At 61.9% G+C, this 18,522-nt stretch carries 14 protein-coding genes; 2 read left to right on the forward strand and 12 right to left on the reverse strand.

Annotated elements, in window-relative coordinates:
• The first annotated feature begins 365 nt into the window (after positions 1–365).
• On the forward strand, positions 366–719 hold the full coding sequence (locus tag FNZ07_RS23490) for a DOPA 4,5-dioxygenase family protein (RefSeq protein WP_091013079.1): 354 nt from the start codon (positions 366–368) through the stop codon (positions 717–719).
• A gap of 32 nt (positions 720–751) precedes the next feature.
• Here the strand turns inward: FNZ07_RS23490 and FNZ07_RS23495 are convergent, their stop codons facing one another.
• The 4 genes from FNZ07_RS23495 to FNZ07_RS23505 all read right to left on the reverse strand — a co-directional run bounded on the left by FNZ07_RS23495 (position 752) and on the right by FNZ07_RS23505 (position 8,257).
• The gene (locus FNZ07_RS23495; RefSeq protein WP_091013082.1) at positions 752–2,389 is read right to left on the reverse strand and encodes an ABC transporter substrate-binding protein; all 1,638 of its coding nucleotides are present in this window, start codon (positions 2,387–2,389) and stop codon (positions 752–754) included.
• A gap of 231 nt (positions 2,390–2,620) precedes the next feature.
• A complete protein-coding gene (locus FNZ07_RS34190) occupies positions 2,621–2,950 on the reverse strand; it encodes a carbohydrate-binding protein (protein WP_249040686.1) in 330 nt (109 codons plus the stop codon).
• Entirely contained in the window at positions 2,893–4,794 is a 1,902-nt protein-coding gene (locus tag FNZ07_RS23500; protein WP_249040668.1) for an alpha-galactosidase D, read from the reverse strand. Before FNZ07_RS23500 ends, FNZ07_RS34190 begins: the two co-directional genes overlap by 58 nt.
• A gap of 250 nt (positions 4,795–5,044) precedes the next feature.
• Positions 5,045–8,257 (reverse strand): multidrug efflux RND transporter permease subunit, encoded by a 3,213-nt coding sequence (locus FNZ07_RS23505; RefSeq protein WP_091013086.1) that lies wholly within the window; start codon positions 8,255–8,257, stop codon positions 5,045–5,047.
• 479 nt (positions 8,258–8,736) lie between these two features.
• Here FNZ07_RS23505 and FNZ07_RS23510 point away from each other — a divergent pair, with 479 nt between their 5' ends.
• The gene (locus FNZ07_RS23510) at positions 8,737–10,584 is read left to right on the forward strand and encodes a DUF3300 domain-containing protein (protein WP_091013089.1); all 1,848 of its coding nucleotides are present in this window, start codon (positions 8,737–8,739) and stop codon (positions 10,582–10,584) included.
• Between the two features lie 93 nt (positions 10,585–10,677).
• Here FNZ07_RS23510 and nadC read toward each other — a convergent pair whose 3' ends face one another.
• The 8 genes from nadC to FNZ07_RS23550 form a co-directional block, all read right to left on the reverse strand.
• Positions 10,678–11,514: a carboxylating nicotinate-nucleotide diphosphorylase gene (gene nadC / locus FNZ07_RS23515; RefSeq protein WP_091013092.1), complete on the reverse strand. Its 837-nt coding sequence runs from the start codon at positions 11,512–11,514 to the stop codon at positions 10,678–10,680.
• A gap of 32 nt (positions 11,515–11,546) precedes the next feature.
• Positions 11,547–12,305, reverse strand: coding sequence for a 4-hydroxy-tetrahydrodipicolinate reductase (dapB, locus tag FNZ07_RS23520; protein ID WP_245811538.1), 759 nt, complete (start codon positions 12,303–12,305; stop codon positions 11,547–11,549).
• Between the two features lie 154 nt (positions 12,306–12,459).
• Positions 12,460–14,445, reverse strand: coding sequence for an acyltransferase family protein (locus tag FNZ07_RS23525; protein WP_091013099.1), 1,986 nt, complete (start codon positions 14,443–14,445; stop codon positions 12,460–12,462).
• Entirely contained in the window at positions 14,442–15,194 is a 753-nt protein-coding gene (gene pncA, locus FNZ07_RS23530; RefSeq protein WP_091013103.1) for a bifunctional nicotinamidase/pyrazinamidase, read from the reverse strand. The genes FNZ07_RS23525 and pncA overlap by 4 nt, the downstream gene beginning before the upstream one ends.
• 21 nt (positions 15,195–15,215) lie before the next feature.
• The gene (locus tag FNZ07_RS23535; protein WP_091013104.1) at positions 15,216–16,436 is read right to left on the reverse strand and encodes an ABC transporter substrate-binding protein; all 1,221 of its coding nucleotides are present in this window, start codon (positions 16,434–16,436) and stop codon (positions 15,216–15,218) included.
• Positions 16,437–16,455: 19 nt separating this feature from the next.
• Entirely contained in the window at positions 16,456–16,800 is a 345-nt protein-coding gene (locus tag FNZ07_RS23540; RefSeq protein WP_177228289.1) for a non-heme iron oxygenase ferredoxin subunit, read from the reverse strand.
• Complete coding sequence (locus tag FNZ07_RS23545; protein WP_091013107.1) at positions 16,797–17,276, reverse strand: aromatic-ring-hydroxylating dioxygenase subunit beta; 480 nt, start codon at positions 17,274–17,276, stop codon at positions 16,797–16,799. Before FNZ07_RS23545 ends, FNZ07_RS23540 begins: the two co-directional genes overlap by 4 nt.
• On the reverse strand, positions 17,273–18,517 hold the full coding sequence (locus FNZ07_RS23550) for a Rieske 2Fe-2S domain-containing protein (protein WP_091013110.1): 1,245 nt from the start codon (positions 18,515–18,517) through the stop codon (positions 17,273–17,275). The genes FNZ07_RS23545 and FNZ07_RS23550 overlap by 4 nt, the downstream gene beginning before the upstream one ends.
• Between the last annotated feature and the right edge of the window lie 5 nt (positions 18,518–18,522).

An 18,522-nucleotide genomic window follows, 5' to 3' on the forward strand; every position in this document is an offset into this window, starting at 1 on the left:
AGATACGGTTTTGATAAAACAGACCTTCGATATCGTGCAGGGAATCTATGAGGACGAAAAATGACGGTCAACCTCTTTCGCTCAAGGTTTGGCACATATCAGATGGAATTGAGAATTTAATGAGAATTCGCTGCCGGCTTTGATATTTATTAAAGAGGCTTTGTCACCTTGTTTGGCACCTCGTTTGGCACGCCAATTCTTTCGAATTAACTACAGTCGGTTAAAACGCAGTAATGGTTGATGCAAACATGACGCTCGATGAGCTAGCGAGTTTCCAGGACCAGCAGCCCATACGCACGATCCGGCGGCGCATGCGCTTGCGCTTACAATGAGGACTCTTTGCTCCCCACCCTCTCGAGTCCACGATGACCTATCTCGACGTCAACGAAATTGCGGGCTGGCACGCACATGTCTACTTCGACGCCGAGCGGCGCGACGCGGCATTGGTGTTAAGGGAAGCGATCGAAGCGCGGTTTGCCGACGTGCTACAGCTGGGCCGCTTTCATGAACGCCCGGTCGGTCCTCACCCGCAGTGGTCGTATCAACTCGCGTTCGACCGTGAGCATCTGGTTGGAATTTTCGAGTGGCTCACGTTGAATCACGGCGTACTGGATGTGTTTCTGCATCCGAACACGGGCGACTCGCTACGCGATCATCGCGATGCCGCCGTGTGGATTGGCCGTTCGTATCCGTTGAATCTTGCCGCACTGGGGCGCTGACGCATTCGTCGCACAGCGCCCCCTAGGCACGACTAGTCCAGCGAGACGCCATCGAAGCGGTGGCTGCCAAGCGGCGACAGCAAGAGCCCCTTCACCCGCTTCGACTCCGGCAACGACACGATCGAATGCGCGATCGGTGTGAACGGCACCTGCTGCTTGAAAATCTCCTGTGCCTGCCGGTATAGCGCAGTACGTGTCGCGACGTCGGAGGTAGAACGCGCCTTCGCGATCAGCGCATCGAACGTGGGATCGCACCACTTCGACACGTTGCTGCCGTGTATCGCATCGCAGCCGAGCAATGCGCCGAGCCAGTTGTCGGGGTCGCCGTTATCGCCCGACCAGCCGTACAGGATCACGTCATGCTCGCCGCCTGCCTTTGCCCGGCGGTTGTATTCGCCCCACTCGTAGCTGACGATTTTCGCGCGCACACCGATCTTCGCCCAGTCCTGTTGCAGCAGCTGTGCCATCAGTTGTGCGTTCGGGTTGTACGGACGTTGCACCGGCATCGCCCACAGCGTGATGTCGAAACCGTTCGGAAAGCCGGCCTGTGCGAGGAGTGCCTTTGCCTTCGCCGGATCGAACGGTGCGTCCTTCAGCTTCTCGTTGTAGGACCATTGCGACGGCGGCATCGGATTGGTTGCAATGCTCGCGTTGCCCGCGAACACCGCGTTGAGGATAGCCGGCTTGTCAATGGACATATCGAGCGCGCGGCGCACCTCGACGCGATCGAGCGGCGGGTGCTGCGTGTTGTATCCGACGAAGCCGACGTTAAAGCCTACGCCGGAGACCAACTTCAATGCCGGATTGCGCTTCACGACTTCGACGTCGGCGGGACGCGGGAATGCCGACACCTGGCATTCGCCGCTGGCCAGCTTCTGGATGCGCGCCGCAGGGTCCGGTGTGATCGCGAAGATCAGATGTGCGAGCTTCACATCGTCGGGTCGCCAGTAGTCGGGGTTCGCATCGAAGCGAATCAGCGCGTCCTTCTGATACGAGCGGAACACGAACGGCCCCGTGCCGACCGGCAACTGGTTGATGTCCGCTTCGCGATGCGTGCGGCTCAACTGCGCCGCGTATTCGGCGGAGAGGATCGATGCGAAGCTCATCGCGAGATTGCGCACGAGGATCACGTCCGGCTGCTTCAGATGAAAGCGCACGGTGTAGTCGTCGACCTTCTCGATACTGTCGATGTTCTTGTCGAAACCCAGATCGCTGAAGTACGGGAAGCTGACCGGATAGGCGGTGCGGAACGGATCGTCTGCATGGAGCATGCGGTTGAACGTGAACAGCACGTCATCCGCATTGAAGTCGCGCGTCGGCTTGAACCACGCGGTTGTCTGGAACTTCACGCCGTGCCGCAGATGAAACGTGTACGTGCGCTGATCGGTCGATACGTCCCAACTTGTGGCGAGCGCGGGTTCGAGATCGAGCGTGCCGCGGCGAAACTGCACGAGCTCGTTGTAGACCGTGTAGGTGCTGGCGTCGAAGTCCGTGCTCGTCGTGTGCTGCCCTGGGTCGAAGCCCGCGGGGCTGCCTTCGGAGCAGAACACGAGGGTCTTGCCCGGTGCCGCTTCGGCGTGCGCGGCAAAAACCAGCGAGGCGGCCAGCAGGCCGGCAGCAGCAACGCAACGGGCCGTGCGCGCGAGATATCGTGAGGATGAGTGGGTCATTCGAAGGCGAAGAGTGGATTGCACAATGAGTTGCAGCCGGAGATTCTCGTAGGCTGCGCAGCGGATCGCTAACAATAAATCCGTACAACCATAGGTGCGGCGCTGCTAAGCACGATATCGTGCCACCCGCGCAACCTGCACCGACCGCCCCATCGTGCCTGAAAAAAAATGACCCGGCACGTACTCACCCGTGCCGGGTCATTCTGCTACCGCGTTGCAATCAGCCTGCTACTACTGCGCCGTCGGTGCGGTGATGCCGTCGATGTCGGGCGCCCATCCCGACGGATTCGAGAAGATCAGCGTGTTCGCCGCACCCGCCTTGAACGCTCCGCTCACAGAGAGTCTCGAGATCGTGCCCCAGCCGCCGCTCGGCGGAAACGAGACGGTGATGGGTGCTGCACCGTTAAAGCTGATTTGCCCGGTCCGCGGTGTGGAGTCTCCGTTCGCATACCCGATCTGAACCGTATAGTTGCCGTCCGTGGGCACGGAGATACCGGTCATCGTCAGCGTCCCGCCGTTGCCGATATAGCCGACGTCCGCGCCCCCGAGCACGCGGAACACGACGATACCCGTGCACCGCCTGCGAGGATGCTGCTGGACGCTTCAGCTTCGTACGCGGCCTTGAACGGCGGCAGGCGAACCGGACCGGCAACCAGTGCAACGGTGCTGATCTCGGGCGTCGGCGCCGAGCTGTCCGCGCTCGAGATCGTCAGCGAGTTCTGTCCAGTCTGCAGGCCCACATACACCGTCACCGTACCGACACGCCCTTCCCGGCTGGTCGGCGGGAACGCGAGCGTGGTCTGCGTCCCGCCGTTCGTGCTGAGTTCCGCCTTCAGCGTCTCGCGGCTACGGTTCACATACGCGATCTCGATGTAACCGCCCGGCGCTGTCGATGTCACGTTGTTGAACGTCACCGTACCGAGGCCCTTCACGATCGTGCCGCCATCGCAAGTCGGGCAACGCGTGATCGTCGCACCACCACCGACGGAGCTCGGCCGGTAAGTCGTCGAGGCGACATCCGTGCCGTTGACCAGCAGCATCACGACACCGCCCGCGGGCACAACGGGTGCGGTATAGGAACTCTTGAACGAGCCAAGGTTCTGCATCGCCAGCACATCGCGCACGGTGGTCCGCGCATTCGGCACGAGGCCGAGTTGCTGCCAGGTGACCGTCATCGGCGCATCGGCGGCGCCGTTATTGAACAGCACGACAGCCCGCTGTCCACTGCCGGCCAGCAGCTTCGACCAGACCTGTTGCGCACCCGACTGCGCGACCATCACGCCCTGCACGCCAAGCAGATCCTGGTCGATCGCGATCACTTCAGGATTCGTCATCACGTTGAGCGTGTCGGCCGAGATCGGCTTCGACAGATCGTCACCGAGAATCAGCGGTGCACCCGCGATGGCCCACAAGCTCATATGCGCCTGGTCATGCACCGCCGTCATGCCCATGCCCGCCACCATCATGTCGGGATCGTTGTAATAGCCGGTGTGCTGTCCTTCGGGATGGTAATTGCCGAGGAAATTGCCCACCACGCTGCCGAAGTTCGGCGCACCGCTATTCGGCCCGTAGATGTCGCCGGTCGTTCTCCACATGCGGCCAACACCGGCTGCCCAGTCCCACGGTCCTTGTTTGTAGTCCGGATAGGCGGGGTTGCTGCCGATGGTGCCCCAGTCGCAGATGCTGAACGTAATGAGCTGTCCGGTCTGGATGAAGGCGTCGTCGATCGCGTTGGCAATGGCCGTATAAGCCTGCTGCGGGTCGTAGCCTGCGTTGTTGCCGCCGCAGAAGTCGACCTTGACGAAGTCGAAGCCCCATTGCGCGAACTGCAGGAAATCGTGCTCGTAGTGCGCGAAATCGCTACCGACGAAATGCGTGCCGTCGGTACGCGTGCCGCAACCCTGCGGACCGGCATCGATATAGATGCCCGCCTTGAGACCCTTGCTATGGATGTATTGCGCCATCGCCTGCATACCGCCCGGCCATTGCGTGTTGTCGATGATGAAGTTGCCGTTCGCATCGCGTGTGCCGGAGGTCCACCAGCCTTCGTCGATGTTCACATACTGGTATTTCGCGCCGCTCTTGATCTGCGTATTCAACTGGACCATGCCGTCCGCCACGCCCTTGATCGTGTCGAAGTTGACGTTCTCCGCGAGGCTGTTCCAGGACGACCAGCCCATCGGCGGCGGAACCACGGCGATTTGACGCGCTGTGCGCCGTTGCTGCATTGCGGCGGATTCGGCCGCAGGAGCGGCGCTGGCGGGAGCAGCACTCGCATTCGCCGCGCTTTTCAGCGCACTGGCGGCCGTGCCGCTCGAACCGGAGTCGCCACCGCACCCCGACACACTCAATACCAGTCCTAATAACAACGGGACAATACACTGCCTGTAGCCAGACAAAGCCATGTCAGTCTCCTTGTTGAAATCGCGTCGCCGCGTGATGCAGGATGGGTTTCGGAGGTGACTATATTCAGCAGTGCAGCGGGTTTCCAGATTTTTCGTGCTATCCCATCAAGTGAGAGTTTTTATGAGTTGTGGATAGACGCGTTGCGGGTATACGCCCAAGTGGGCAGAACCTGTGTCAGCAACATGACACGTCGTTTGCGACGTGTAGCACGACGAACCGGCCGCGCTCGCACGGCGGCCGGCGCAGAGATTATTTGCCGGATTGCAACCGTCTGTCGCGCTCGCCGAGCGCTGGTGCGCTGCGTCGTGCGCCACGCTCGCGGCGTCGACGATTCAGTTCGGCGAGCCGGCGTCTGCCCTGCGTGACCGAGACGACCGCATAGAACGCGACCGGCGCGAATACGAGCCCCAGCAGCGTGGCGGCCAGCACCCCGCCGAACACACCGGTACCGATCGAACGACGGCTCTCGGCGCCTCCGCCACTCGAGATCACCAGCGGGACCACACCGAGCAGAAACGCCGCCGACGTCATCACGATCGGCCGGAAGCGCATCGCCGCGGCATCGGTGACGGCGCGCATCAGCGGGGCGCCGCGGGCGTGCAGATCGCGCGCAAACTGCACGATCAGGATGGCGTTCTTCGCGGACAGGCCGATCACGGTGATCATCCCGACCTTGAAGTACACGTCGTTAGGCATGCCACGCAACAGCACTGCCGAAACCGCACCGATCACCCCAAGCGGGACCACCATCAGGACCGACAGCGGAATCGTCCAGCTTTCATAGAGCGCGGCCAGCGCCATGAAAACCGCAAGCAGCGAGAGACCGACGAGCAGCGGCGTCAACTTCGCTGCCACCGTTTCTTCACGTGCGGCATCGACCCAGTCGTAGGAAACGCCGAGCGGCAAAGACCCCGCAAGCCGTTCCATCTCGGCCATCGCCGCACCGGAGCTGTAGCCCTGCGCCGCGCGGCCGCTCACGTCCAGCGACGGATAGCCGTTATAACGGCTCAGCACGACGGGGCCGACCGTCCAGTGCACGGACGCGATCGCCGACATCGGCACCATCGCGCCCGACGAATTGATCACCGCCAGGTTCATCAGGTCGTCGACGCTCATGCGCGTCGCGGCATCGCCCATCACCATCACGCGACGCATCCGGCCCGACGCGGGAAAATCGTCGACGTAGTACGAACCGAACGTACTGCCGAGCAGGTCCGACAGTTTGTCGAACGGCACACCGAGCGCATAGGCCTTGGCGCGATCGATATCGAGTTCGATGCGCGGCGCGTCCGGCAGATCCTCCGAGCGTATCGACGCGAGCATCGGGTCGGCTTTGGCCTGGGCGAACAACTGCGCACGCGCGGCTTTCAGCGCTTCGATGCCGACCCCGCCACGATCTTCGAGCCGCAGTACGAAGCCATCCGAGTGACCGAGACCGGGCACGGCAGGCGGCAGTTGAGCATCGATCGAACCGTCGAGAATCTTGGCAAACTGTTCGTTCAGTTTGTCGCGCAGTGCCATCGCGGTGATATTGCGCTTGCTCCAGTCCTTCAGTTCGACGAAGGCCATCGCAACGTTCTGACCGCTACCCTGAAAACTCCAGCCGATCACCGTCGTCACGTTCGCAATCGCGGACTCGCGATGCAGGATCTGTTCGACACGTTCGGCTGCAGCCAGCGTGCGCGCCTGGGTCGCGCCCGCCGGCATCTGGATCATCACCTGCATCTGCCCTTCGTCTTCAGTGGGCAGGAAGCCACCGGGCATTTGCCAGTACAGCACCGCGCAGATACCGACCAGCACGGCATACACGCAGAGCACGGGGCCCACGCGTCGCACGGTGCGCGAGGTAAGCCAGCGGTAGCCGTTCGAGGCACGCTCGAAACCCGTAGCGAAACCGGTTGCACAGCGCGCGGCAAACCCGAGCGGACCACGTCGCGCATCGCGTTGTTGCGGCGTCTGCTTCGGCGCCTTCAGCAGGTTGGCGCAGAGCGCCGGTGTCAACGACATCGCCATGAACGACGACACCAACATCGAGGCGATCATCGCCACCGAGAACTGCCGGTAGATCCCACCGACACCGCCCGGGAAAAATGCCATCGGCACGAACACGGCGGTGAGCACGACGGTCACGCCGATAATCGCGCCGGTGATCTGCGACATGGCTTTGCGGGTCGCGTCGCGTGGGGAGAGCCCCTCTTCGTCCATCACCCGGTGCACGCTTTCGACGACCACGATCGCATCGTCGACCAGAATCCCGATGGCCAGTACGAGGCCGAACATCGTGAACACATTGATCGACAGGCCGAGCGCGTACATGGCGAGAAACGCGCCCATCAGCGTGACCGGAATGACCACGGTCGGCACCAGCGTATAGCGCAGGTCGCGCAGGAACAGCCACATCACGCAGAACACCAGCACCACGGCTTCGAGCAGCGTGACCACGACTTCGTGAATCGCAATCTGCACGAAATGCGCACCGTCGAACGGGATCTCGACCTTGACGCCAGGCGGCAGGCTCTTCGCGAGTTCGCCGAGCCGTGCGCGAATCGCATTCGATGTTTCGAGCGCATTGCCGCGCGGCCCGAGCTGAATGCCGACGGTAGCCGATGGGTGGCCGTTCAGCCGCGAATAGAACGAATAGTCGGCGCGACCGATTTCGATGCGCGCGACGTCGCGCAAACGCACGGCGGACCCGTCGGGCTTCGCCTTCAGCACGATCTGACCGAACTCGGCTGGCGACAGGAGCTGTCCCTTCACGATCACCGACGCTGTGGTCTGCTGGCCGGCAACAAACGGCGCATCGCCGACCGTGCCCGCCGTAATCGCGGCGTTCTGCGCGGCAATCGCCGTGTTGACGTCGCCCGCGGCGATATCGTATTCGCGCAGCTTCACCGGATCGATCCAGATACGCAGTGCTTCGTCCGCATCCCACAGCTGGGCCGAACCGACGCCGGGTGCGCGCTTCAGTTCGCGCAGTACGTAGCGGCTCAGGTAATCGCTGAGTTCGACGGAATCGAGTGTGCCGTCGGTCGAGGTCAGCCCGACCAGCATCAGGAACGTATTGGCGGCCTTGAAAACGCCGATCCCCTGCTGCACGACCTGTTGCGGCAAGCGCGGCTCGACCTGCTTCAGACGGTTCTGGATGTCGACCATCGCGATGTCCGGATTCGTGCCGGGCGTGAACGTCGCGTCGATTTCCAGGTTGCCGAGCGCGTCGCTGGTCGTCTCGTAGTAGAGCATGCCGTCCGCGCCGTCGAGGCTTTCCTCGATCACGCTCGCGACGTTATTGTCGACGTTCTCGGTCGACGCACCCGGATAGGTGGCCGAAATGATGATCCGCGGCGGAGCGAGGCGCGGATACTGGGCAATAGGTAATTGCGGAATCGCCAGCGCACCCGCCACGATAATGGCAAGTGCAACGATCCACGCAAAGACCGGGCGGTCTATAAAAAATGATGGCACGCGCGAACCTGATCAGCTCTGGATTAGAGTAAACGCCGATGCACGGGGTATTTGCCCGACGTCGGCCAGCACGTTACCACAGCCATTTATGCGTAACCGACCCGGACTTCGTAAAATTTGAAATGCCGCTCTGATTTTGGCACACTCCGTATCCGTCCGAACCGATCCCCTTGCCGAAGCGTTTCCGGGCGCTGCGCTGCACACACGGTTTTACCTTCCGGCTTTGTCAGCTTGTCAGCATTTGTCTGCACTACCCGCTTTTCGCCCCTGCCGGCAGCCGGTCGGAATGCCGGCTCCGTTTTGTCTGCAGTCTGTCCATTTTGCCGGTCTATTTCACGGGTTATTCAAGTTCACGCGGAATTCTTTCAAAAACACAAAATCATGCTTGTAACACATTCTGGATACTCCAATACAGCCTTCAGTGCGTTAATTAGTACTGAATCGCTAGGGATAGCGACACTGGACACACTGGGGGAAATATGAAAGCGAACAGGAAGGTTTTCAGCAACGTCGTGGCGTCGTCGCTGATCGTAAGTCTGCTGGTTCTGGCCGGCTGCAACAAGACCGGCTCGACCGACGCGAGCCAGGCGGCATCGGGGGCTTCCGCGGCATCCGCAGCCGAGCCGGCCTCCGCTGCTGCAAGCGCCTATACGCCGCCGACCGCCGATCAACTCGAACAGATGGTCGCGCCGATCGCGTTGTTCCCCGACAAGCTCGTGGCCCAGGTACTGGCCGGCGCGACCTACCCGGACCAGGTCACCGCAGCTAACCAATGGCTTACGCAGAACCCGTCGCTGAAGGGCGACGCCCTGCAGAACGCCGCGAACCAGCAGCCCTGGGACGTCAGCGTGAAATCGCTGACGGCGTTCCCCGCGGTATTGAACCAGATGGCAAGCAACCCGCAATGGACGACCGCGCTCGGCGAAGCCTACGTGAACGATCCGAACGACGTCATGAACGCGATCCAGGTGATGCGTCAACGCGCCCAGCAGGACGGCAACCTGAAGTCGACGCCGCAACAGGCGGTTTCGTCGGTTGCACGCTCCGCACCGCCGCCGCAAGTCTATTCGAATGACCCGGACGAGCCGGATGTGTATGCGGGGCCGGCCATCGTTCAAGCGCCGCCGCAGACCATCGTCATCGAGCCGACCCAGCCCGATGTGGTCTATGTCCCGACCTACAATCCGGCCGTCGTGTACGGCGAACCGGTGCCGGTCTACCCGGGCTATGCGTATAGCCCGCCGGTCTACTCCACCGGCGACATCGTCGCGGCAGGCGTCATTACGTTCGGCGTCGGCATTATCGTCGGCGCGGCGATCAGCCATCACTACGGATGGGGATGGCATTCGTGGGGCATGAACTGGGGTGGCGACCGCGGCGGCTATGGCGGCGGCGGAGGGTATGGCGGTGGTGGCGGCGGCGGTGGATGGCATCGTCCGTCGGTGGTCTATAACAACACCACTTACGTCTCGAAGTCGACTACGGTCATCAATCGCGTGAACAACATCAACAACATCAACAACTCGCGCGTCACCAACAACAACTACGGCACGAACAATAACTTCGCGCGCAACAACACGACGAACAACGTCGTGAACAACAACCAGGGTCGGCCGAACTTCGGCGCCAACCCGGCGAACCTGAACCGCGCGCAGGAGCAGGCCCGGGTAGCGCAGAATCAGGCCCACTCCGGCCCGATGACGATGCCGCATTTCACGCAGAACGACATGCGCGCAGGCGCCCGTCCGGCGCCGGCTGAAGCGCAGCGCGCCGGCCAGCCGCCGCGTCCTGAAGGCGCTCGTGAGAACAACTTCGCCGCTGGCGCGCAACGCCCCGCAAACGGTGCCGCGGCGCCGCAGCGCAACGAGCAGCCGCGTGGCGAGGCTGGGCGCGAAGCGCAATTCAATGGCGGGCAACGGCCGCAGGGTGAAGCTGCGATGGAGCAACACAACGAGCAGCAACGGCAGCAGCAGGAGCAACAACAGCAACAGCAGCGGCAAGCCGAAGCGCAGCAGCGTGCAGCCGGGATGAATCAGGAGCGCACGAATCAGGCCGCAGCGGGACAGGCGCGTGAAGCACAGCGTCCTCAAGAACAGCCGCGGCAGCAGGAGCAACCGCGTCCTCAGGAACAGCCACGTCCGCAACCGCAACCGCAACACTTTCAGCCTCAACCGCAGCAACAACAGCAGCACTTCCAGCCGCGTCCGCAGCCCCAACCGCAGCAGCACTTCGAGCCGCGTCCACAACCACAACCGCGGCCGCAACCGCAAGCGCACCCGAGCGGCGGCGGAGGTGGTGGTGGTCACCACGAAGAGCAGCGACACTAGTCGCAAGTAGTGAGCGATACCGGTCGATCTGACGGTATCGCTCGATGCCAGGCTTCGAGCTACAACGCCGCGAGATGGCCGCCGTCATGGCGGCTATTTCGTATCATCCAGGCCGATGTCGACGCATGACGCCGCCTGGTTGATCTTGCTCGTGGAGATGTAGTCGACACCGGTCTTCGCGATCGCACCGATGGTCGCGAGACTGATGCCACCCGATGCCTCGATCTGCACACGGCCGCCGACCATCTCGACAGCGCGCGTCATGTCCTCGATCGACATGTTGTCGAGCATGATCACGTCGACACCCGCTTCGAGCGCTTCGCCGACCTGTTCCAGGCGATCGCACTCCACCTCCAGCTTCGTCAGCACCGGCAACTGCCGGCGCGCGCGCTGCACGGCCTTCGCGATACCGCCGCACACGGCGATGTGGTTGTCCTTGATCATCACACCGGTGTCGAGACCGAGCCGGTGATTCAACCCACCGCCGCACGTCACGGCATGCTTTTCGAGCATCCGCAGACCCGGCATCGTCTTGCGCGTGTCGATCAGCCGTGCCCGCGTACCGGCGATGGCTGCGACGTACTGCGCGGTCAGGTTCGCAATGCCGGACAAACGCTGCACGATGTTCAATGCCGTGCGCTCCGCGGTCAGCACGCTGCGTGCATTGCCGCGCACGTCGGCCAGCACCGTACCCGGGCCAACCTTGTCGCCGTCCTTCACGTGCACGACAACATCGAGCGTCGAGTCATAGCGCCGGAATACGCGCGCGGCGACATCGATACCGGCGACGATCAGCGGTTCGCGTGCATTCATGTAGAACGCGCCGGTCTCGTGCGCTTCGATCATCAGTTGCGCAGTGAGGTCGCAGTAGCCGATGTCCTCGGTCAACCACAGGTCGATCAGGCGGTCCGTCTGGAATACGTCGTACATGGTGTCCCTACCCCTCTAGTCCGGCTTGCGCACTAACGCAAACCGAGCACATCGAACATATCGAACAGACCCGTTTGCCGATCCGCGAGAAAGCGCACCGCCTGCAGGCTACCTTGCACGTAAGCGCTGCGACTGGCGGAACGGTGCGTGATTTCGATGCGCTCGCCGGTTCCCGCGAACATCACTGTGTGATCGCCGATAATGTCGCCGCCGCGAATCGATGAGAAGCCGATCGTCGACGGATCGCGCTCGCCGGTCACGCCCTCGCGTGCATAGACTGCGCACGTGTCGAGATCGCGGCCCAATGCCTCGGCGATGATTTCGCCCATTCTCAATGCGGTGCCTGACGGCGCATCGACCTTATGGCGGTGATGCGCCTCGATGATCTCGATGTCATAGCCGGTCGAAAGCAGCTTCGCGGCAATCGACAGCAGCTTGAACGTGATGTTGATGCCGATCCCCATGTTCGGTGCCGTGACGATCGGAATATGGTGTGCTGCATCGGCGATGTCCGCCTTCTGTTCCGCGCTAAAACCAGTCGTGCCGATCACGAGACCCACGCCGAGTTCGCGGCACGCGGCCAGGTTCGCCATCGTCGCTTCGGGGCGCGAGAAATCGATCAGAACCTGCGCGCCTTTCAATCCGGCGTAAGGGTCCGCCACGATCGCGATGCCGCTCTCGATGCCCAGCGCCGTGCCGGCATCCTGGCCATGCGCGCTGGCGCCCGCAAAGGCGCCGCTCAGGCGGCAGTCGTCGGCCTCAATGACCGCCTTGAGCAGCATGAGGCCCATCCGGCCCGTCGCACCGGCAATGGCGACGCGATGCACGGCGTCAGGTTTGGTTTGTGCTCCAGTCATGAACAGCGGTCTCCTGACCAATGATGATTGTAAAAATGGACCGCGCCGCCGCGTCGATCTGCCAGCGGCGATATCCAGTGTACCGGCGTCATCGTGATGACTGCGCGGTCAGAACACGGCAGAAGAAACAGGCATCGTCGCCCTGTATGAAGATGTCGGCAAGCGAGCGGGCGCCGTAGCCATTCAGATGATTGCTGTCCACATACACCGGGTACCCCTTGTAGACGAAATGATCCTTCGTGAGGGCATGGTAGCTGTCGCCCAGATCGATCCAGTGCGCACCGGGAATCGACGCCACGGCGCGCGCGATAAGCGGGTTGCCCCGATCGCCGTCTTTCACGGGGTACCCGCCGGTCGGCAAGTGCAGCCATGCGAAGAATGGCGAGTATTGAATCGAGCGGTCGATAACCGGACTGTCGTAAAAGAAATAGATCGGCGTCGTCTTCGCAATCTCGCTCAGGATGTCGACGCGCACACTCGGCGCCGCTTCCGGCGCATGCGAGAACACGTTGTAGTCGCCCGCGAACAGATTGAACGCATTGACGACGAAGATTGCCTGGTATTTCTCGTGATTAGCCTTGATGAAGGCAAGCATGTCCTGGCAGTTGCGGATACGCTCCGGCGTACGGACCACGTCGGGCGCGCGCGCCGCGAGCCCCCATTCGGCGATCTGGCACGCGCCCACTTCGTACGACGTCAACGCGAATCCTTCGCGCTTGCCCAACTGGTCCATGAACGCGCCGATCGCGGCGCCGTGCGAATCGCCGACCAGCAGGATGGACGGCGACCTGGCCGCGCCGATCGCACACGTCCTGTCGACTACGTCTTTCGACTTGCCATGAAAGCTCTTGTCGAAGCATGGGTCGATCCAGCCGCTTGTCAGGTGGGTGTTCTGGCCGTCGATTGTGACGTTGGTGAAGGTCCTGCCGAGCACCGGTGCAATGTTGTACGCGTCGACGCCGGTCATCATCAGGATCAGGGCGACTCCCGCGAGCGTCGTACTCACGAACGCCGGAAATACGACCTTGAAGCCGGGTTTCGAACGGATGAACGGTTGCTCGACAAAGTGATAAGTCGCAATCGACAGCAGGAAAATCAGCCCGAGCGCGCTCGCCATCCACGACGCGGGCAGCGCGTTCTGCCCACGCCAGAAGCGCATGATCGACAACACCGGCCAGTGCCACAGATAGAGCGAATAGGAGATGAGCCCGATCAGGACAAGCGGGCGGCTGCCAAGAACGCGATTCACGAGCGCAACGCCGCCTGCCGGGTTCCAGCAATACAGGATCAGCGCGGCGCCGACGCACGGCAGGAGCGCCTGAACGCCGGGATAAACTTTCTCGTCGAGGAACACGAAGGCCAGCGCGATCGCCAGCGCGCCCGCGGCGCTGAGCAGATTGCCCGCCAGCCTGCCGAGCGACGGCGAACGTGGCAACAGGGCGGCGAACGCGCCGATGGCCAGTTCGCCAAACCGCGGCATCGAGTAAAAGTAGGCCGTGCCCGATGAAGCAGGATCGTGAACCCAGATTTCGCCGAGTACGAATCCGGTCACGGCGATCGCAAGCGGTAGCGCACGCAACCATCTTCGGCATGTATTCGGCCCGAACAGGTGTGCGCCGCCCCACAGGGCAAGCCCCAACAACGGCGGCCAGATGAAATAGAACTGCTCTTCGATAGACAGCGACCAGTAGTGCAGGAAAAAATTGGTCTGACTGTTCTGCGTAAAGTAGTTGCTCGTGTGGGAATTGAACAGGAACAGCAGCACGTACTTCGCATCGGACAGTAACAGGCCGTTCAACTGGCTGGCGAGAAACGCGGTGACACCGAACACGAGAATCGACGCAGGAAAGATGCGCTTGATCCGTCGCACGTAGAAGGCTTGATACGAGAAGCTCCCGTCGAGCATCCCTGCGTGGATGATGCTCGTGATCAGGTATGCCGAGATCACGAAGAAAATGTCGACCCCCGCGAAACCGCCCGGCAGCCAGCGGGGATTGAAGTGAAAGGCCATCACGGACAGGATGGCGACGGCGCGCAGCCCGTCGATGTCGGGGCGTCGAGTCTGTTTGCTCATGATTTGACAGGCCCGGACACAAGACGAAGATCGCTCGACTGAATGCGCTTGACACCTGCGCGACGCATAGCGTCCCAAGCCTCGGCAAGCGATCCGTTCAGATCGACAGCACGCGTGGCGTCCTCGATCACATACACATCGAACCCCTCTGCCCGCGCGTCGAGTGCGCTGTTCGCCACGCAAAAATCGGTTGCCAGCCCGGTGACGAACACGCGCCGGATACCGTGTGCCTTCAGATAGACACCCAGTCCCGTCGACGTGTGCCGGTCCGCCTCCATGAAGGCGGAGTAGCTATCGACATTCTTGTGATAACCCTTGCGGATAATGAGCTGCGCCTGCGGGACATCGAGGTCCTGGCGCAACCCGGCGTCCTCTGTGCCCTGAATGCAGTGGTCGGGCCAGAGTACCTGGGTGCCGTACGAGAGATGCACGGTATCGAATGGCTTCTTGCCCGGGTGCGACGACGCAAACGACACGTGCCCGCGCGGATGCCAGTCCTGGGTCAGCACGACATTCGCGAACGCCTTGCCGATGCGGTTGATCACCGGAACGATCTGCTCGCCGTCCTTGACGGCGAGCGTTCCGCCCGACGTAAAGCAGTTCTGCGTATCCACCACGAGCAGTACGCTGTCGGCACCGGGCTCGATGCTGGCCGGTGCGCTCTGGCCGAAGGCGACACGCGCAGCCAATCCAGCTGCCGCAGTCATGCCGCACAGGCTCGCGGTCTTCAGAAAAAATCGTCGATTCATTTTGTCTCCTCCGGCAATGGGTCAATCGGCGTGCCGCAGCTTGCGGACTTCCGCGTCGGACGGCTGCACAGCGGCGCCGTCCACATAGACGAACTTCGTCATCACGCCCTTACCGTCCTTGAGCGCGGTACGGCCCACAAAAGCACCCATCGTCGACTGATGGTCCTGCGCGCGGTAACAGATCGGGCCGAACGGCGAACCGAGACAAAGTCCGCTGAACGCCGCGATCATCGGCTCCGTTGCCGGGCTACCCGCTTTGCGCAGGCCGGCCGCGATCGACATCAGCGCCGTATAACCGACTACGGAACCCATGCGCGGCGCCGTGCCGTAGCGCTTGCGATACGCATCGACGAAACGCTGATTGTCGGCACTCGACACCGCGTACCACGGATACCCCGTCACCAGCCAGTTGATGGGCGCCTCGGCCTGCAGCGGGTCGAGGTACTCGGGCTCGCCGGTCAGGAGCGATACCACCTCTCGTCCTTCGAACAGACCACGCGTATTGCCTTCACGCACGAACTTGGCAAGATCGGCCGCAAACAGCGCATTGAAGATCGCGTCCGGTTTCGCATCGGCCAGTGCCTGCACGGTTGCACCGGCATCGACTTTGCCGAGCGGCGGCGCCTGTTCGGCGACGAACTCGACATCGGGCTGCGCGAGCTTCATCTGCTGCTTGAAGGTCGCCGCCGCAGATTGCCCGTATTCGTAGTTCGGGTAGACGAGCGCCCAACGCTTCTTCTTGAGCTTGACGGCCTCGTTGACGAGCATCGAAACGAACATGTAGGTCGACGGACGCAGGCGGTAGGTATAGCGGTTGCCATCCTCCCAGACGATCTTGTCTGTCAGCGGCTCGGCGGCGAGAAAAAATATCTGGTGCTGCTTCGCGAAATCGGTGAGTGCCAACCCTGTATTCGACAGAAAGCCGCCGAACAGCAGCAAAACCTGTTCGCGCGTGACGAGTTCCTGCGCCGCGCGGATCGAGTCGCCGGGATTGCCGTTGTCGTCGCGCGAGACGACCTCGAGCTTCTTGCCGAGTACGCCACCGGACGCGTTGATTTCATCGAGCGCCATTTGCCAGCCCTGGCGGTACGGTTCGAGAAACGCCGGTTGCGCCCGGTAGCTATTGATCTCCCCGATCTTGATCGTGTCTTGCGCCATCGCGTCTGTTGCTCCCGCCAGGCCCGCTGTCAGACCGATTGCCAACGCAACGACTCTGGAAATCCGCAAAAAATTGATGTTCATAAAAAATAGCGCCGCTTACTCACTGTGGGTTGACTGAATGGTTCAGACCGACATAAACACGCTCGCCATCGAGCTTCACCGGATAGATCCGCAGATCCTCCCTGAGCGGGCGGCACATCGCCTTTCCCGTGCGGATATCGAAGCGGCCCTGGTGCAACGGACATTCGATCTCGCCAGCCTCGACAAAACCGTCGCACAGGCGCGCGTTGCCGTGCGTGCACGCGTTGGCGGTGGCGAACACTTCGTCCGCGAGCCGATACAGTGCGATCTCGCGACCGTCCACCGTCACCGCCGTCACGCTGTCCGCAGGAAGGTCATTGCGCAGCGCGACGAGCGCCCAGGATGCATCGGTCAACGTGCTCATAGCGGAAAAATCATGGAGTTAGGAATCAGCTCGCTATCGAAAACGCAGACGCGCGTGGCGAAGCGCAAACCATCCGGCGTTTTCCTGATCCGGTCGAAATAGCGCCCGGTGTTATAGACCTCGCTGAGCTGGGCGGTTTTCGTACGCAACACCGCGTAGTTCGCTTCCACCTCCCAGACATCGCCGTCGGTTGCGCGGATCAGCGGGTTGTCCACGATGTGCCGCTGGTAGTACGGGTCGTAGAAGAACGTCTCCTTGATGCCATAGGCCCGATCCTTGAGCATCGCTTTCGTTTCGAGCGCGAGCAGCGCGAGCGGCAGATTCTGCTCGTGATTCTCGCGCGGCACGATCCGGTACAGACAGTCGTCCGTGAAGAACTCCGGCCAGCGGTCCCAGTCGCCGGAGTCGAGCGCGGCGCTATAGCCGGCATACAGTTCGACCAGTGCGTAATAGTCCTTGAAATCCACGGTCTTCATGCCTCCATCACACGACGCCAGTAGTCGTACATGCCACGCACGAGCGTCTCGGTCACCATGTGACCGGTATATTCTTCGGTGCCCTTGCCGTCGAGCATGCTGACGGTCGAACCGACCGGGCTCGCCGCGAAGGTCTGCTGCAGACACTCGACCACCTCGCCGTCATCCGCCGACACGTAGCCGGCCGGGCCGACCAGGTTCGCCTGGCGCAGGCGTCGCTCGGTCATCGCTGCGTCGTCGGTCTCGAAGCCGAAATGGGTCCACACATAATCGAACACGCCGGGCGAAACGGGGCGAATCCGCCGGGTAGCGAGCGTATTGACGTTCTGCTGGATGATCACGCTCGGCATCAGCGTCAGCATGACCACGGTCGAATTTCCCCACCATGCTTCCGCCTGCACGTCGAGCAACCGGCGGTCGTTAAGCTCCATCGTGTTCTTGAAGCTCGTGATGCCCTCCGTTGCCGCGCCGCTTCCCCCTTCGCTACGGGTCGAAACCATCGCGGCATGCCGGTGATGCGCATCCATGACCATCTCGCCTTTGTTATCCACGCGCCACAGACCGAAGTTGACAAACCACGTATGCAGCAAGCCGCCGTGATACGGGTCCTTGATGTTCTCCTGGATCAGCTTCCAGTTGCCTGGGATGCGCTGACGGGTGTACCCGAGCAGCGTCAGCTTCGGCCCATGGAACAGCCGGTCGAAATACTTCAGGATGGCCGGGCCGAGAAAGTCCTCGAGCGATTCGACATCGTGATCGAAGCTGCCGAATATGACGCCGCCGCGTGTCGCGACTTTCAGCTTGACGAGACCGTGATCTGCAAGACGGAAATCCGCGGGCATCCCGCCATTCACACGGTCGCCCTGCTTCACGCCGCGCCGGAACGGTACGCCTTCGAGATCGCCATTCAGGTTGTAGCTCCACTGGTGGTACGGACATCTGAATTCGGTCGCATTGCCCGCCCGCTCGCGACAAAACCGCATGCCCTTGTGCGCGCAGACGTTTTCGACCGCACTGATCGAACCGTCCTCGAGTCGCGTCATGATGACCTGACGCTCGCCCACTTCGGTCAAGCGGAAATCGCCCGGCTGGGGAATCTCCGCTTCGAGTCCGAGGTAGCACCAGTGGCCCGTGTAGAAAAACCTTTCCAGCTCCCGTCGATACAGTTCCATGTCCGTATAGACGGCATACGGCGTGTGGTCGATTCCATCGGGCAATAAATTCGAAACCTGCTGGGACATGCGAA

The sequence above is a fragment of the Paraburkholderia megapolitana genome (assembly GCF_007556815.1).
GTDB classification, from domain to species: Bacteria; Pseudomonadota; Gammaproteobacteria; order Burkholderiales; family Burkholderiaceae; genus Paraburkholderia; species Paraburkholderia megapolitana.

Excerpts from the sequence above, each read along its gene's own strand:
- FNZ07_RS23490 (WP_091013079.1), top strand. The coding sequence starts at position 366 with ATGACCTATCTCGACGTCAACGAAATTGCGGGCTGGCACGCACATGTC.
- FNZ07_RS23495 (WP_091013082.1), bottom strand. The coding sequence starts at position 2,389 with ATGACCCACTCATCCTCACGATATCTCGCGCGCACGGCCCGTTGCGTT.
- FNZ07_RS23500 (WP_249040668.1), bottom strand. The coding sequence starts at position 4,794 with ATGGCTTTGTCTGGCTACAGGCAGTGTATTGTCCCGTTGTTATTAGGA.
- FNZ07_RS23510 (WP_091013089.1), top strand. The coding sequence starts at position 8,737 with ATGAAAGCGAACAGGAAGGTTTTCAGCAACGTCGTGGCGTCGTCGCTG.
- nadC (WP_091013092.1), bottom strand. The coding sequence starts at position 11,514 with ATGTACGACGTATTCCAGACGGACCGCCTGATCGACCTGTGGTTGACC.
- dapB (WP_245811538.1), bottom strand. The coding sequence starts at position 12,305 with ATGGGCCTCATGCTGCTCAAGGCGGTCATTGAGGCCGACGACTGCCGC.
- FNZ07_RS23525 (WP_091013099.1), bottom strand. The coding sequence starts at position 14,445 with ATGAGCAAACAGACTCGACGCCCCGACATCGACGGGCTGCGCGCCGTC.
- pncA (WP_091013103.1), bottom strand. The coding sequence starts at position 15,194 with ATGAATCGACGATTTTTTCTGAAGACCGCGAGCCTGTGCGGCATGACT.
- FNZ07_RS23535 (WP_091013104.1), bottom strand. The coding sequence starts at position 16,436 with ATGAACATCAATTTTTTGCGGATTTCCAGAGTCGTTGCGTTGGCAATC.
- FNZ07_RS23540 (WP_177228289.1), bottom strand. The coding sequence starts at position 16,800 with ATGAGCACGTTGACCGATGCATCCTGGGCGCTCGTCGCGCTGCGCAAT.
- FNZ07_RS23545 (WP_091013107.1), bottom strand. The coding sequence starts at position 17,276 with ATGAAGACCGTGGATTTCAAGGACTATTACGCACTGGTCGAACTGTAT.
- FNZ07_RS23550 (WP_091013110.1), bottom strand. The coding sequence starts at position 18,517 with ATGTCCCAGCAGGTTTCGAATTTATTGCCCGATGGAATCGACCACACG.